This is a genomic window from Methylomonas koyamae (assembly GCF_006483455.1).
GTDB classification, from domain to species: Bacteria; Pseudomonadota; Gammaproteobacteria; order Methylococcales; family Methylomonadaceae; genus Methylomonas; species Methylomonas koyamae_B.
Genome location: NZ_PPPU01000022.1, coordinates 113,926 through 129,356, shown reverse-complemented (window position 1 = coordinate 129,356; position 15,431 = coordinate 113,926). Strand labels below are relative to the sequence as shown.

The 15,431-nt window shown below is 54.2% G+C and carries 13 protein-coding genes; 8 read left to right on the top strand and 5 right to left on the bottom strand.

The annotated features are described in order from the left end of the window. The first annotated feature begins 10 nt into the window (after positions 1 to 10). Complete coding sequence (locus C2U68_RS13085) at positions 11 to 1,018, top strand: class 1 fructose-bisphosphatase (RefSeq protein ID WP_140912922.1); 1,008 nt, start codon at positions 11 to 13, stop codon at positions 1,016 to 1,018. Between the two features lie 88 nt (positions 1,019 to 1,106). After that, complete coding sequence (locus tag C2U68_RS13080) at positions 1,107 to 1,814, top strand: helix-turn-helix domain-containing protein (RefSeq protein ID WP_140912921.1); 708 nt, start codon at positions 1,107 to 1,109, stop codon at positions 1,812 to 1,814. A 1-nt stretch (position 1,815) separates the two neighbouring features. On the opposite strand, the gene C2U68_RS13075 is transcribed toward C2U68_RS13080, so the two are convergent. Together C2U68_RS13075 and C2U68_RS13070 are read right to left on the bottom strand one after the other, a co-directional pair. Then, positions 1,816 to 2,580, bottom strand: coding sequence for an ABC transporter permease (locus tag C2U68_RS13075; protein ID WP_140912920.1), 765 nt, complete (start codon positions 2,578 to 2,580; stop codon positions 1,816 to 1,818). Then, the gene (locus tag C2U68_RS13070) at positions 2,577 to 3,482 is read right to left on the bottom strand and encodes an ABC transporter ATP-binding protein (protein WP_140912919.1); all 906 of its coding nucleotides are present in this window, start codon (positions 3,480 to 3,482) and stop codon (positions 2,577 to 2,579) included. The genes C2U68_RS13075 and C2U68_RS13070 overlap by 4 nt, the downstream gene beginning before the upstream one ends. A 119-nt stretch (positions 3,483 to 3,601) precedes the next feature. Between C2U68_RS13070 and ppx the strand changes: the two genes are divergently transcribed. Together ppx and C2U68_RS13060 are read left to right on the top strand one after the other, a co-directional pair. Then, positions 3,602 to 5,104 (top strand): exopolyphosphatase, encoded by a 1,503-nt coding sequence (gene ppx, locus C2U68_RS13065; protein WP_140912918.1) that lies wholly within the window; start codon positions 3,602 to 3,604, stop codon positions 5,102 to 5,104. Further along, positions 5,098 to 6,330, top strand: a complete 1,233-nt coding sequence (locus C2U68_RS13060; RefSeq protein WP_140912917.1) for a hypothetical protein — start codon at positions 5,098 to 5,100, stop codon at positions 6,328 to 6,330. The genes ppx and C2U68_RS13060 overlap by 7 nt, the downstream gene beginning before the upstream one ends. Before the next feature lie 91 nt (positions 6,331 to 6,421). Here C2U68_RS13060 and rpoS read toward each other — a convergent pair whose 3' ends face one another. Together rpoS and C2U68_RS13050 are read right to left on the bottom strand one after the other, a co-directional pair. Next, on the bottom strand, positions 6,422 to 7,402 hold the full coding sequence (gene rpoS / locus C2U68_RS13055) for an RNA polymerase sigma factor RpoS (protein WP_140912916.1): 981 nt from the start codon (positions 7,400 to 7,402) through the stop codon (positions 6,422 to 6,424). Positions 7,403 to 8,124: 722 nt separating this feature from the next. After that, positions 8,125 to 9,783, bottom strand: a complete 1,659-nt coding sequence (locus tag C2U68_RS13050; protein ID WP_140912915.1) for an ATP-binding protein — start codon at positions 9,781 to 9,783, stop codon at positions 8,125 to 8,127. Positions 9,784 to 10,000: 217 nt separating this feature from the next. Here C2U68_RS13050 and ald point away from each other — a divergent pair, with 217 nt between their 5' ends. Both ald and C2U68_RS13040 read left to right on the top strand, forming a co-directional pair. Continuing rightward, positions 10,001 to 11,116: an alanine dehydrogenase gene (gene ald / locus C2U68_RS13045; RefSeq protein WP_140912914.1), complete on the top strand. Its 1,116-nt coding sequence runs from the start codon at positions 10,001 to 10,003 to the stop codon at positions 11,114 to 11,116. Between the two features lie 57 nt (positions 11,117 to 11,173). After that, positions 11,174 to 11,935: a symmetrical bis(5'-nucleosyl)-tetraphosphatase gene (locus C2U68_RS13040; protein WP_140912913.1), complete on the top strand. Its 762-nt coding sequence runs from the start codon at positions 11,174 to 11,176 to the stop codon at positions 11,933 to 11,935. Positions 11,936 to 12,002: 67 nt separating this feature from the next. Here the strand turns inward: C2U68_RS13040 and C2U68_RS13035 are convergent, their stop codons facing one another. Beyond that, positions 12,003 to 12,980 (bottom strand): malate dehydrogenase, encoded by a 978-nt coding sequence (locus C2U68_RS13035; RefSeq protein WP_140912912.1) that lies wholly within the window; start codon positions 12,978 to 12,980, stop codon positions 12,003 to 12,005. Positions 12,981 to 13,190: 210 nt separating this feature from the next. On the opposite strand from C2U68_RS13035, the gene C2U68_RS13030 reads away from it, so the two are divergent. Beyond that, on the top strand, positions 13,191 to 14,048 hold the full coding sequence (locus C2U68_RS13030; protein ID WP_140912911.1) for an NADP-dependent methylenetetrahydromethanopterin/methylenetetrahydrofolate dehydrogenase: 858 nt from the start codon (positions 13,191 to 13,193) through the stop codon (positions 14,046 to 14,048). Between the two features lie 13 nt (positions 14,049 to 14,061). Then, complete coding sequence (locus C2U68_RS13025; RefSeq protein WP_313901414.1) at positions 14,062 to 15,417, top strand: glycerate kinase; 1,356 nt, start codon at positions 14,062 to 14,064, stop codon at positions 15,415 to 15,417. Positions 15,418 to 15,431 lie beyond the last annotated feature (14 nt).

Here is a 15,431-nt window from a genome sequence, read left to right as displayed (position 1 = left end):
ATACAGATTCATGTCTAACCAGCAAGTCACCCTTACCCAGTTCATCATCGAACAGCAGCGCGGTCTGCCGGACGCTTCGGGGACCTTTACCCTGTTGCTGAACAACATCGTCACCGCCTGCAAACAAATCTCGCATCGGGTGAACTGCGGAGCCTTGATCGGCGTGTTAGGCAGCGCCGAATCGGAAAACGTGCAGGGCGAGGTCCAGAAAAAACTGGACATCATCACCAACGACATCATGGTCAAAGCCCTGGATTGGAGCGGTTCTTTGGGCGGCATGGCCTCCGAAGAAATCAACGATCCGATCAAGATTCCGAAGCAATATCCGAAAGGCAAATACTTGGTGTTGTTCGATCCGCTGGACGGTTCCTCCAATATCGACATCAACATGACCGTCGGCACCATTTTCTCGATTCTGCGTTGCCGCGAAGGCATCGAACCGGAAACCGAAGATTTTCTGCGCCGCGGCACCGAACAGGTCTGCGCCGGTTTCGTGTTGTACGGGCCGTCGACGATGCTGGTACTGACCACCGGCAACGGCGTCAACGGCTTTACTTTGGACCAGGACGTCGGCGAGTTCATCCTGACCCATTGCAACATGAAAATCCCGGAAGAAAGCAGCGAGTTTGCCATCAATATGTCCAACCAGCGCTTTTGGGAGCCGCCGGTAAAACGCTATATCGACGAATGCGTGGCCGGCGAAGACGGTCCGCGCGGCAAAAATTTCAACATGCGCTGGGTGGCATCGCTGGTGGCCGAGGTCTACCGGATATTAAACCGCGGCGGGGTGTTTCTATATCCGCACGACTTGCGCGACCCGAGCAAACCGGGCAAGCTGCGTCTGATGTACGAAGCCAATCCGATGGCATTCATCATCGAGCAAGCCGGCGGTTTATGCAGCACCGGCCGGGAACGGATTTTGGATTTGAAACCGAATAGCATCCATCAGCGGGTGCCGTTGATTTTGGGCTCGAAGAACGAAGTCGAACGCATCATTGCCTACCATCAACAGGATTGAACATTTAAAACCAGAAACCGACTCCGGATGAGTCGGTAGCCGGTTGTGACCGGCGCGGCTACCTTATTTATCGGAAATTTAGTTTAACGTGACGATTAAAAATCAAGTCAATTGTGCCAACTGCGGCTTGGACAATATTTGTTTACCCCGCGGCTTGTCGCAAAGCGAAATCAACAACATCAGCCAAGTCGTAAAAGCCCGCAAAACCTTGCAACGCGGCGACTTCATTTACCGGGAAGGCGACAACTTTCGCGGCATTCTGGCCATCAAGTCCGGTAGCGCCAAACTGGTGGCCAACGACAGCCACGGCAACGAACATATTTTGAATATTTTGCTGCCCGGCGAATTGCTGGGATTCGACGGCCTATCGGAAGACAAACACAACTGCGCGGCGATTGCGCTGGAAACCATGAGTTTTTGCATATTGCCGGCCGACAACATGGACGACTTGTTCAAAAACGTGCCGAGTCTGACCAGGGAATTGTTTCGCCATACCGGCGAAAAAATGCTGGAAGACAAAAACCAGTTGGTACTAAGCAAGCGCCCGGCCGACGAGCGGCTGGCCTATTTTTTGATCAGCCTGTCCGAGCGCTTGAAGCGGCGCGGATTTTCCTCGTCCGAATTCAAGTTGTCGTTGACCCGCCAGGAAATCGGCAACCATCTCGGCTTGGCGCTGGAAACCGTCAGCCGGCTGCTGAAAAAATTCCAGGACGACGAACTGATCGTGGTGCAGAACCGTTTTATCGCGATCAAAAACCCGACCGGCCTGCGCAACATGCTGTTGCCTTTGGAATAAGTCAGTTTTTGATGCCGATACCTTTGTGCAGTAAAAACAGGCTCAGGCCGGCCAGCAGCAGAATAAAGCCGGCCGTCATCGCAAACGCAATCTGAATTTGCACGTCGCTGACGCCGATCATGCCGTAACGAAAGGCGTTGATCATGTACAAAATCGGATTGCCCTGAGCAACCTTCTGCCAGATACCGGGCAGCATTTCGACCGAGTAAAACACGCCGCCCAAATAGCTGAGCGGCGTCAGGATGAAGTTCGGGATGATGGAAATATCGTCGAAACTGTCGGCGAAGACGGCATTGATGAAGCCGGCCAAGGCAAACAAGGTCGCTGTCAACACGAATACCGCTGCCGCGATATCCCAATGCAAAATTGCCGTGTCGGTGAAGGCCATCGAAATACCGGCCACGACCAAGCCCACCAATACGCCGCGGGCGATGCCGCCGCAAACGTAACCGGACAAAATCACATAATTCGGCACCGGCGCCACCAGCAGCTCTTCGATGTGGCGCTGAAACTTGGTGGAATAGAACGAGGACACCACGTTCGAATAGGAATGACTGATCACCGACATCAAAATAATGCCGGGCACGATGTAATCCATATAGCGGACGCCGTGCACCAAGCCGATCCGGTCGCCGATCAATTTGCCGAAGATCAGAAAATACAAGGCCGTAGTGATGGCCGGCGGCAGCAAGGTTTGCGGCCAGATCCGGGTGAAGCGGCGAATTTCCTTGATTAAGATGGTCGAAAAGGCCACGGAATAGTTCATTGCACCAAGTCCAGGAAAAGTTGTTCAAGACGGTTGGATTTGTTACGCAGACTCAACACTTCAATCTGCCGGGCGGAGAGCTCCTGAAACAATCGGTTTAAACCGAGGCTTTTCGGCACGGCCACTTCCAGACTGCGTTCCGAGACCAATTCGATGTGATACCCGGGGATCGCCGGCACGCCACTCAGACTGCGCCCGACATCCAGCACGAAATGGTCGGTATGCATCCGGCCCAGCAATTGATGCATCGCCGATTTCTCGATGATCTGGCCATTGTTGATGATCGCAATATTGCGACACAGGCTTTCCGCCTCTTCCAGATAGTGGGTCGTCAGGATGATGGTCGTGCCTTGTTTGTTTACCGCCTGCATCATCTCCCACATCGAACGCCGGATCTCGATGTCGACTCCGGCGGTCGGTTCGTCCAGAATCAGCAGCCGCGGCGAATGCACCATCGCCCGCGCGATCATCAAGCGCCGTTTCATGCCGCCCGACAGCCGCCGCGACACGGTATCGCGCTTATCCCACAGTTCAACCTGGCGCAAGCACTGCTCGGTGCGTTGCATCGCCAACTTGCGCGGAATCCCGTAATAACCGGCCTGGTTGAAAACCACGCTGAAACAGGTTTCGAATTGGTTGAAGTTGATTTCCTGCGGCACCGCGCCGATGCAGGTTTTTGCCGCGACCGGGTCGGTGTCCAGATCGTGGTCGAAGATGCTGACCTTGCCGCTGGTTTTATTGACCAAAGAACTGATGATGCCGATCAACGTGGATTTGCCGGCGCCGTTGGGGCCGAGTAACGCGAAAAAGTCACCGCGTTCGACTTCCAGATCCACGCCCTTCAAGGCCTCGAAGCCGTTGCTATACGTTTTTTTTAAGTTTTGAATGGATAAAGCCGTCATGCTCTAAGTTATAATGGCCGCCGATGAAAGCTGGCGCCAGTTGGGAACGGTATCGCCAGTTAAGCTGCGGAATTCTATCAGACTCCGCCTTCCCCCGTAGTCCGAACAGGAACAGACTCGTGCCTCAGCAAATACCGACCAGCGTCGCCGCGGTCGATCTTGGCTCCAACAGTTTCCACATGATCATTTGCAGTTTGCACGACGGAAAGCTGCAAACCCTGGACCGATTGAAAGAAATGGTGCGCCTGGCAGCGGGACTGGACTCGCAGAAGTACCTGGATCAGGCTACGCAAGAACGGGCACTGGCTTGCCTGGAACGCTTCGGCCAACGCATTCGTAATTTCCCACCGAACAGCGTGGCCATCGTCGGTACCAACACCTTGCGCATCGCCAAGAACTCGCAACAGTTCATCAAAAAAGCCGAACGGGCCTTAGGCCATCCGATTCATATCATTTCCGGCATCGAAGAAGCCCGTTTGATCTACCAGGGTGTAGCCCACAGTCTGGCCAGCAACGCCAATAACCGCTTTGTGATGGATATCGGCGGTAGCAGCACCGAATACATCATCGGTCGCAACGATGTCGCCCATACCAAGGAAAGCCTGAACATGGGTTGCGTCACGGTTAGCCAGCTTTTTTTTAAGAACGGCGATATCAACAAGCGAGCGTTCCGCAAAGCCACGCTGTTTGCCGAACAGCATTTGGAACCCTTCCAAAACACCTTCCATTCCCAAAACTGGGATGAAGCGATCGGCGCCTCCGGCAGTTTGAAGGCGATCAGCAACGTGCTGCAAACCTCGGGCTGGAGCAACAACGGCATTACGCTGGCCGGCATGGAGCAACTGGTTGCGCAATTGTTGAAGCTGGATAAAGTGGAGCAGATCAATTTCCCGGCATTGAGCCTGGAGCGCCGCCCGGTCTTTATCGGCGCGGTCGCAATCGTCTATGCGACGTTCAAGACCTTGCATATCGAACAGATGACGGTGTCAGACGGCGCGCTGCGCGAGGGCTTGGTTTACGACCTGTTGGGCCGCATCTATAACGACGATATTCGTTCGCAGACCAGTAAACTGATTGCCGCCCGCTACCACACCGATCAACGCCATAGCGAGCAACTGCAAGATACCCTGCGTTACATTGTGCGGCAATTAGAATCACACCCCTGCTTTCAAGACAATCCGGCCAGCCTGCAATTTCTGGTGTGGGCGGCGGAACTGCACGAAATCGGCTTCGAAATCGCGCACAGTCATTACCACAAACACAGTGCATACATCCTGGAGAACGGCGATCTGGCCGGATTCTCCAAGCAAGATCAATTGCTGCTGTCGAAGTTGGTACGCAGCCACCGCAAAAAGCTGCGCCTCGAGCGCTTCGCCGACTTGCCTCATCCCTGGCGGCAAAATGCTCCGATTATGGCCATCGTGTTTCGCTTGGCGACGGTACTCCACCGAAACCGCCACAGCCAACGTGCCGACTTCAAAATCGATATCGACGGCAACACCATCAAACTCGCGTTTCCGGAAGGCTGGCTGGAACAGGCACCGCTGACCTACGCCGACTTGAAAAAAGAAATGCATTACCTGGAAGACGCTAATTTCGAGTTGATCATCGATCAATGCTGAAGGCTTTGTTATTCGCGCTGTTCTCGACCGCGGCGCTATTGGCAGTACTGTTGCTATTCGCGATCGACGACTCGCCGTTACCCAGCTTGAATCAGGGACTGACCCGCGACGACATCCAACGCGCCAAACAATTGCTGCAAGTACGTCCCGAAGAGCGGAGTCAACTGAAAACCGTCAATTTGGATCAAAAGGATTTGAATATTGCCGCCAGCTATTTACTGGACCATTTCGTCGAAAATACCACCCAAGTGCATTTCGGTCAGGATCGAATAGACTGCCAAATCGCAGTATTCGTACCGGAAACCTTGTTCGGACACTACCTTGATTTCAGTTTCAGCGTGCGGCAACTAAACGATACTATTCGGTTAAAGTCGTTCAAAGTCGGCGAAATTTCGATTCCGGATCCGGCGGCAAACCTATTGATTCCAGCCTTGGTCATCCATACGCCGCTAAACGACTACTGGCAAGTTCTGACCCAGTATGTCAAAAATGTGCAAATCGGCCCACAAACACTCGAGATCAGTTATTTGGGCTCAATAGCGGACGCCGCCAAACAGTTGGTGATTCGAAAACACGCCGAGTATCCCAACCTGCATCTGTATCAACAACAAATCAACGATATCGTCAATCGACACGATCCGGACTGGCGCCTGTCCTTGATCGAATTACTGCAACCTTTATTCGCAACCGCTTACCAAAACACCCCCGAAGCCGATGCCATCCAGGAAAACCGCGCCATCATCATCGCTGTGGCCAGTTACATCTACAAGCGCGACTTACGCCGATTTTTGCCATTGGGTTTGGTATACAGCAAGGAATACCCGGTCTTCGCCTACAAGCGCGTCGATATTCCGCAGCATTTCATCGCTTCGGCCTTGTTGGCGGCAGTGGATGCGTCGTTATTGGGCGAAAGAATGGGCGTGGACAAGGAATTGGGCGACGCCCGGCAAGGCAGCGGCTTCAGTTTCATCGACTTGTCCGCCGATATGGCCGGGAGCCGTTTCGGCCGGATGGCTATCGCCTCCCAGAACAAAGCCAGGCTACTGCAAAAATTAATGGCGGAGACCAAAGACTATTCGGCCATTATCCCCGAGGTACAAGACCTGCCGGAGCATATGGACGAAATGGATTTTAAGCAACGGTTTGAACGCGTAGGCAGCAAACGTTACCAGGAAGTTATTTCGGAAATCGACAAAAGACTGGATGATTTGCCGCTCTACCAATAAAAGCAAATTGCGAAAATGGACACCCAGACAACAACTCGCTCGAACCGGATCCCACTGCGGCAGTGGGACCGGTTGAAGATAATCACGCTAGTTAACTAAAAATGGATTCAAAGGAATAACCGCTGGTTTCCAAGATTTCCTTCAAACGTTTGAGACCATCCATCTGAATTTGCCGCACCCGCTCCCGAGTGACGCCCAATTCCAGAGCCACTTGTTCCAAGGTCGCATTTTCGAAACCACATAGTCCGTAACGCCGACAAATCACCTCGCGTTGTTTCTCGGCCAGTTGATATACCCAATATGTGACGTTATTTTGGATAAAGTTGTCCTGCAAAATTTCCGCCGGGTTACGGCTCTCTTCTTCGGAAATGGTTTCCAATAAGGGCTTGTCGAAATCTTTTCCGAAAGACACATCTACCGAAGTAACTCGTTCATTCAGTTTCAGCATTTTACTGACAGTTTTCGCCGGCTTATCCAAATGTTTAGCGATTTCATCAACTGTCGGCTCATGGTCCAGCTGTTGCGCCAGATTCCTTTGCGCTTTCAAATAAATATTCATTTCTTTGACGATATGAATCGGCAAGCGGATAGTCCGCGTCTGGTTCATAATCGCACGCTCTATGGTTTGTCGAATCCACCAAGTAGCATAAGTGGAAAAGCGGAAGCCGCGGTCCGGATCGAATTTTTCCACGGCTCTGATCAAACCCAGGTTACCTTCCTCAATCAAATCGAGCAAAGGCAAGCCTCGATTCAAATAGCGGCGAGAAATTTTGACGACCAAACGCAAATTGCTTTCGATCATGATTTTTCGCGCTTGTGGATCCCCTTGCTGAGTGCGTTTGCCGTATATCTTTTCCTCGTCGGCCGTTAATAATTGGGACTTACTGAGCTCGTTCAAGTAAGCGCGAGTAGCATCGAAACCGCTATCACTTTGCGAATCACCGCTTTCTATTTCAGTTAATTTGAAATTTTCATTAGGATCGACTTCAACTACATCGTCCTCCACATCCTCAAAAGAAATAAAGTCTGGAATATCCATATCTTTTATTACATCTAAAGTTTCTTCCATCATATTTAATCTCCCAGGTATTTGGCTTGCCGATTCAATTATTTTTTATTATCCAGCCGGATAAGCGATCTTCCTTTATAAACCTCAAGATGCCATGGGCGGTACCCGCCTCTTCTCTCTTGATACGAAGCATGAAAACCAGAGGCTCCACGTGCCGCTAGTGCTTTATTCCGAAAGACTCATAACGGACACTTACCTTAACGGCGTGACGCAGTATAACTTTAAAAGATTCGTCTTATAAATTGAATTCATTGATTTTTTTGCGGCGCACGTCTCTTTTTTTAATTTTATTTTAATCTCGCCATCATTTGATTTTTTCCGTTTTTGGCAGCGTTTTAGCGGCAAAAACTCGAGCCAGTACTTATATTTTGAAAAAAGATAGTGATGTAATTCACGGTTGCAAAAAACAGTCCGCATTTTGGCTGGGAGTTACGGGCGGGTTATCGTTCGCCTAAAAGGTAATTGCCCGACGGGTTTGGCGCGGCTTGAAATTGCATAGACAGGCTATTTCACTGCCTTATTTTGGTAGGTGAGGCGGTAGTCGGATTGGAGACTGTGGCGATGAAGCGGCGATGCGGAACCACGTCCCGCATCGCTCAGCCGAGTGAGCGCTTACCAGCCTGACGCATGACTGCCTCGGCAATACTCGGGCGGGAACGCGCTTAACCCGCGCGCACCAGGGCCGGCTTCAAACGTTAGATGCCGGCAGCGCATCGACTAACCGATTAATTCCGGTTCTGGGTCCGCCAATTGTGAACGATGCCTTCCACATCCAAATCCTCGGGGCCTTCGCGCCAGCTAGTGTAGTAATCGACATCGTTACTTTTCGGTTCGGGACTGGGCCGATAAATCTGCACCCTGGTCGGTAACGGCGCCGCCTCACCCAACACCAACGCCTCACCACGGCCCAAAGAGCTCAAAATATCCGCCAGATCGCCCTCCGCTTCCGGTACCAAACCCCGGATATATTGCTGGTCGTCAGGGTTGGTGGTGCGTAAACAAATAAACGAGCTGCATTGCGCCAGCATGGTCTCCGAAAGTTCGGTCGGCCGCTGACTGACCACGCCGATAGAGACACCGTATTTGCGTCCTTCCTTCGCAATCCGTTCCATCATTTTGCGGGTGCCGTCGAACTGACCGTTTTTTTCGCGCGGGATATAGGCGTGCGCCTCCTCGCAAATCAACGTAATCGGAAATTCGCGGCGGCGCGGGTTCCAATAGTTAAATTCGTAAGCCAAGCGGCCGACCTGGGCCGACACGGCCGGCCGGACGTCGGTCGGCACCGAACTGAGGTCGACCACGGTAATATTGGCTTTCTTGTCGCCAAGGCCGACAAACTGACGCAACAAGCCGGCCATGCTGTCCGACGAATTACGCTTTTTCGGTTTCAACAAAAAATCGTAGCGCACGTCATTGAACCGGCTTTGCATCCTGACCAAAAATTCGTCGAACTGACCGAACAACGCCCCTTTGGTTTTACCGAAGTCTTTGCGCTCCTCGTTGGCCGCTTTGAACTGCATATACATTTCCGCCAACGAAAAATAAATCGGCGTGTCTATCGTCACCGAAGCCAAACCGATCGCCTTGGCTTCCTTACGTTTCAGCTGTTGCAGAATTTCACGCATAAATGCCATCTGGATCGAAGCGCCGCTGTCGTCGCGATCGATGAACAAATCGACCAATTCGGCGTAGCTCATCATCCAGTACGGCATCTCCATGTCCAACGCATCGACATAATTGACCTGATCGGCCGGAAACGCCGATTCGATGCTGCCGTCGGGACGCTTCCAGCAATATTCGCCGTGCAAATCCAACATGACCATGTGCGTTTTCGGCATGGCTTTCATCGTGTGCTGGATCAAACTGGTGACGGTCCACGATTTACCCGAACCGGACTGGCCGATGATCGCAAAATGCCGGCCGAACAAGGCCCGCGGGTCCAAGCTCAGGTGATAATCCTTGTGGCTCGCCAACTGACCGATAAAAAATTGGTAATCGCGAAATTTGGAAAAAATCGCATTGATCTCGCTCAGCCCAACGGCATAGACCGCGGCACCGGGCGTTGGATAATGGCGCACACCGCGAATGAACACATTGTTTTCGGTCAACTCCCCGACCGGAATCAATGCAATGAAACGATCTGTAGCCCGGTTCCCGGCACTATCGAAACGGTCGCGTTCCCACATTTTAAACACCAACGCCAACACGCCGATATGCGACTGCCGAATCACGACGTAAGATCCGATATGGCCGGCCAGAATTTCCTCGTCGCCTAGCCGAATGATCGGCGCCGCGGTCGAATGTTCTTCGATGATGCGCGCATCCATGCCGTCGCCTCTCACTTCGGTCAAGTGGCCGATCAGAATGTTTTGGGTGTGGTTCATGACATCCTCTAAGCTGAAACTAACCGCTTAAGCTTAGTCAGTTTTTAGTCCTTCACCCCTTAGAGTGAAGGGTTTACGCCAAAACGACAGTAAAACCCGACAATTGCCTCCCGACTTCCGGCGAAGGGTTCGCAAGTTCTTGAAACTCGGCGACTTCGTCTCGGTCCATTTATTGCTATTATCCAAACAACGCTGGTCAACAACCCATGAGGTGAATATGAAAATCGGGATTCCGAAGGAAATCAAACCCAACGAAAACCGCGTGTCGCTGGTACCTTCCGGAGTAGCGGCATTGGTAGCCGCCGGCCATAGCGTGACCTTGCAGCGCGGCGCCGGTGTGGGTGCCGGCTTCAACGACGAACAATATCAAGCTGCCGGTGCCGGCTTGGCCGACAGCGCCGAAACGGTCTGGGCCGAAGCCGACATGATCGTCAAGGTCAAGGAACCGATAAAGGCCGAATGGCCGCTGTTGCGCAAAGGCCAAACCGTATTCACCTATTTTCACTTCGCTGCCGATCGCGAATTGACCGAAGCGCATCTTGCCTCCGGCGCGACCTGCATCGCCTATGAGACGGTCCAATTGGCCAACGGCGAATTGCCGTTGCTGACGCCGATGTCGGAGGTGGCGGGCCGGCTGGCGGTACAAGAAGGCGCTCACTACCTGGAGAAACTGTACGGCGGCCGTGGCATGTTGCTGGGCGGAGTCCCCGGCGTGCTGCCGGCTAAGGTATTGGTTTTGGGGGGCGGCGTAGTCGGCACCCAGGCCGCTAAAATGGCAGCCGGTCTGGGCGCCCAAGTCACGGTGATGGATTTGTCGCTGGAACGTCTGCGCCATCTCGCCGACATTCTGCCGGCCAACGTGCAACTGTTGTTCTCCAGCCGCCACGCCATCCTGGAACAAATCGCCGAGGCCGATCTGGTAATCGGCGGCGTGCTGGTGACCGGCGCCGCAGCGCCGAAATTGATTCGGAGAGAAGACCTGAAGCTAATGCAACCCGGCGCCGTGATCGTCGACGTCGCGGTCGACCAAGGCGGTTGCGTTGAAACCACCCGTCCGACGACGCACGCCGAGCCGATTTATTTGGTCGACGGTATCGTTCATTACGCCGTGGCCAATATGCCGGGCGGCGTACCGCGCACCTCGACGCTGGCCCTGACCAACGCCACGCTGCCTTATGTTCTGCAATTGGCAAACAAAGGCTGGAAACAAGCCTTGCGCGACAATCCGGCGCTATTGAAGGGTCTTAACGTAGCTGAAGGTCAGGTCACCTGCGCCGGCATCTCAGAGGCCTTCGCTATCGAATGTGTCCCGGCGGAGCAGTTCATCGCGTGACTTACCCCTCTCAACGAAGCCTTGAATTAGCCCGAGACAATTAACGCGGAATCGGCAATGGCGCTCTATGCAATCGGCAGTATCAACGGTAACTACCAAGCCTTACAACAGTTGCTGGGTAAAATCGGATTCGATCCGGCAACGGACCGGATCTGGTTGGCCGGCAATTTAGCCGGCGACAATCCGCAAACGCTGGAGGTACTGCGTTTGGTGAAAAGTTTGGGAAAAAGCGCGATTGCGGTATTGGGCGATCGCGACTTGCAGTTATTGTCGGCCGCGGCCGGCTGCGGCAATTCCGTTGCCGGTTTCGAGCCGGTGCTGGCCGCTCCGGATCGGGACGAGTTATTGAAATGGCTGCGCCAACGCGGTCTGATCCACCACGACGCTAAATTGAATTACACCCTGGTACACGCCGGCGTTCCGGCAGAATGGAGTTTCAGCCAGGCCATGACTTTTGCCTATGAAGTCGAATCGGTGCTGTCGCAAAGCCAATATCAGGCCTTCCTGGAACACCACCGCCAAGACCAATCGCGCTGGCATGCAAAACTGCGCGGCTGGAAACGGCTAAATTTCGTTGCCAACGCCTATACCCGGATGAAATATTGTAACGAAGCCGGCAAACTCGATTTCAGCGCCAGCGGTCCGGTCTCAGCGCAACGCGACGGCCTGCTGCCATGGTATCGGCTAGCTAACCGTCAGGCCGGCCAATTGCGTATCGTGTTTGCCGACGACGCCGGCTTCGAGGACCGGGATTGTTCCGGCGTTTTCCCGCTACCCGACGTCTACGCGCAAATAGCGGTTCGTCTGGCGGACGGCTAAAGGCAATGCAACTGTTTTGACTCAGGCCCCTGATCGGCTTAAAGCGAGCGATACCGGCAGTACCGGGTTATAGCAGATGCTGGATCGCCTGCCGCTCTTCCTTCAATTCCACTTCGTTTTGGCGCAAGCGCTCCAGGCTGAATTCGTTCAGATCCAAACCTTTGACGATCCGAATCTGGCCGTCTACGACCTGAACCGGGAATGAATAAACCAATCCTTCTTCGATGCCGTAACTGCCGTCCGACGCCACAGCCATACTAACCCAGTCGCCGGCATCCGTGCCCTGCGCCCAGAGGCGCATATGTTCGATTGCAGCATGCGCCGCAGACGCCGCGCTGGATTGGCCGCGTACTTTGATGATTTCGGTGCCGCGGTATTGCACCGTCGGAATAAAATCGTTGACGAACCAATCGTGCTCGACCAAAGACAAGGCATCCATACCTTTGACTTTGGCATGATGCAAATCCGGATATTGGGTACAGGAATGGTTGCCCCACACGGTGATGTTTTTGATATCCCGGCTTAATACGCCGCACTTTTCCGCAACCTGGCTGATCGCCCGTTTATGATCCAACATCGTCATTGCAGCAAAACATTCCGGCGCCAGATCCGGCGCATTGTGAATTGCGATCAACGCATTGGTATTGGCCGGATTGCCGGTGACCAGAACTTTGACCTTACGGCTGGCCACTTCATTTAAGGCTCGGCCCTGATTGATAAAAATCTGGGCGTTATCCAGCAGCAAGTCACTGCGCAGCATACCCGGACCGCGCGGCTTGGCCCCCACCAAAAACGCATAATCGACATTATCGAACGCCACTTTCGGGTCGTCCGTGATAATGACTTTATTTAATAGCGGAAATGCGCAGTCGTTCAGTTCCATGACCACGCCCTGCAATTGTTTCATTGCCGGCGGAATTTCCAACAAGCGCAATACGATAGGCTGATCTAGCCCCAACAGTTCACCCGCCGCCAAATGAAACAACAACGAATAGCTTATTTGACCAGCTGCTCCGGTAACAGCAATATCAACGGGGGTTTTCATCGGGGCTCCTCATCATCTGTGAATGGACTGATCCGGCCCTGGCGGCGCGGTTAGCCGTTTCAATATGACATAAAGTTTTTGCTCAAACAATCTCTAATTCCGGCTTTATCCGGCCGGTTCCGAATGTGAAGCGGGCAAAACAAACTCCGGTATAATGCCGCCACCCAAACGCCAGTCTCCGGCCTCCAGCGTCTTTTATCAGGTAGGTTAATGAAAAAACTGCTCTTCCAATTTGACACCGATGCCCACCCTTCCGTCTTCGATACCGTCGTGGCCTACGATGGCGGCGCCGACCATGTGATCGGCCACGGCAGCCTGACTCCGGACAATGTCGGCGCCCTGGTCGACGGTACCATTTTCACTCGCGCACCGAAGGACAAAAAAAACACGGCGATCTTCATCGGCGGCAGCAATATGGAGGCCGGCCAGAAGTTACTGGCCGCGGTACAAAAACATTTCTTCCCGGGCTTTCAAGTGTCGGTAATGCTGGACAGCAACGGCAGCAATACCACCGCTGCAGCCGCCGTGGCCAAACTGGCCGGCAGCGCGCCGTTGGCAGGTAAAAAAGCCGTGGTTTTGGCCGGTACCGGTCCGGTCGGCCAACGTGCGGCAGCGATGATGGCGCTTGAAGGCGCCCAGGTCAGCATCACCTCGCGCCACATTTTCAACGCCGAAAAAGCCTGCTTCGCGATGAAACAGCGCTTCGACGTCGACATCACGCCGCTGGAAGCCAGCGATTACGATAGCCGCGCAGCAGCGATCGCAGACGCCAACATCGTGTTGGCGACCGGTGCCGCCGGCGTCGAATTGCTGAAACCCGAACATTGGCAAGATAACCCTCATCTACAACTGCTGGCAGACGCCAACGCCACACCACCGGTCGGTATCGGCGGCACCGACGTGATGGATAGAGGTCGGGAGCGGCACGGTAAAATCGTCTGGGGCGCGATCGGCTTCGGCGCCTTTAAACTGGCCCTGCATCGGGCCTGTATTGCCAAATTGTTCGAAGACAACAAGCAAGTATTCGACGCCGAAATCATTTTCGCGCTGGCCAAGGAAATGGCATAGCTGTTTGCCGGCCGTGATCCTCGCTGCCGAATCCGCCGAACGGGCAACTGCCCTGGCCATCTTTCAGGCCGGCGTGGCGGCGGCCGATCCCGAAACCTGCGTCGGCAATTACCTGCATAAAGCGGGTAACAATCTAGTCATCGGCTGCGGCGGCGACCTCCGTAGCGGCAATTGGCGGCGAATTCATCTGCTCAGTTTCGGCAAAGCCGCTTGCGCTATGGTCAAAGCGGCCATTCGAATCATTCCGGATACGTGGCTGGCGGCACCCGGCATCGCCATCACCAACTACGAAAACGTCGTCGCGGTCGATAACATCCAAGTCTTTGGAACCGGCCACCCGTTGCCCGACCAAGCCGGCCTTCAAGCGGCGGAAACTCTGATCAATCGCCTCAACACCGTCCAAGCCGACGATTTGGTGCTGGCCTTGATTTCCGGCGGAGGTTCGGCGCTGTTACCCTGCCCGGTTGTCGGCGTCAGTCTGGCCGATAAAATCGCCACCACCCAATTGCTACTGGCATCCGGCGCCACCATTCATCAGATCAACTGCGTCCGCAAACATCTGTCGCGTTTGAAAGGTGGCGGACTGGCACGCTTGACCGCGGCCGCCGATCTACACGCCTTGATATTGTCGGATGTGCTGGACGACGACTTGAGCGTGATTGCCAGCGGCCCCAGCGTGCCGGACGACAGCACTTTCGGCGAAGCGATCGACATATTGCAGAGTTACCGGGTCTGGCCGCAGATACCTGACGCCGTGAAGAACCATTTACAAGCCGGCCAACAGGGACTGTACGCCGAAACCCCTAAATCCGGCGACCCCGTTTTCGAAAACGTCGGTCACCACTTGATTGGCAGCAACGCATTGAGCGTCGATGCAGCCGTCGCTGCAGCCAAGTGCTCCGGCTATGCCGCCGAACTGTTCAGCAAACAATTAAGCGGCGAGGCCCGGCTGGTGGCCGAACAGTTGTGTCGACACGCAGTGACAATATCGCCCGATCTGCAGCAACCGCTCGCAATCATTGCCGGCGGCGAAACCACTGTGACGCTGCGCGGCACAGGCAAAGGCGGCCGCAATCAAGAACTGGCCCTGGCTTTCGCGATCGCGGCTGAAACCCACGACTTAAATTGCCGCTGGACCTTTCTCAGCGCCGGCAGCGACGGCCGCGACGGCCCGACCGATGCCGCCGGCGCCATCGTCGATAACGGCAGCCTTAACCGCATCCGCGCCGCGGCTATCGACCCGGCGGCGATGCTGAACGATAATAACGCTTATCCGGCGCTGGACGCCGCCAACGATTTACTGAAATGCGGCGCGACCGGCACCAACGTTGCCGACTTGCAAATCCTGCTGCTGCATCCCAACGCATAACCCGAACCTTACCA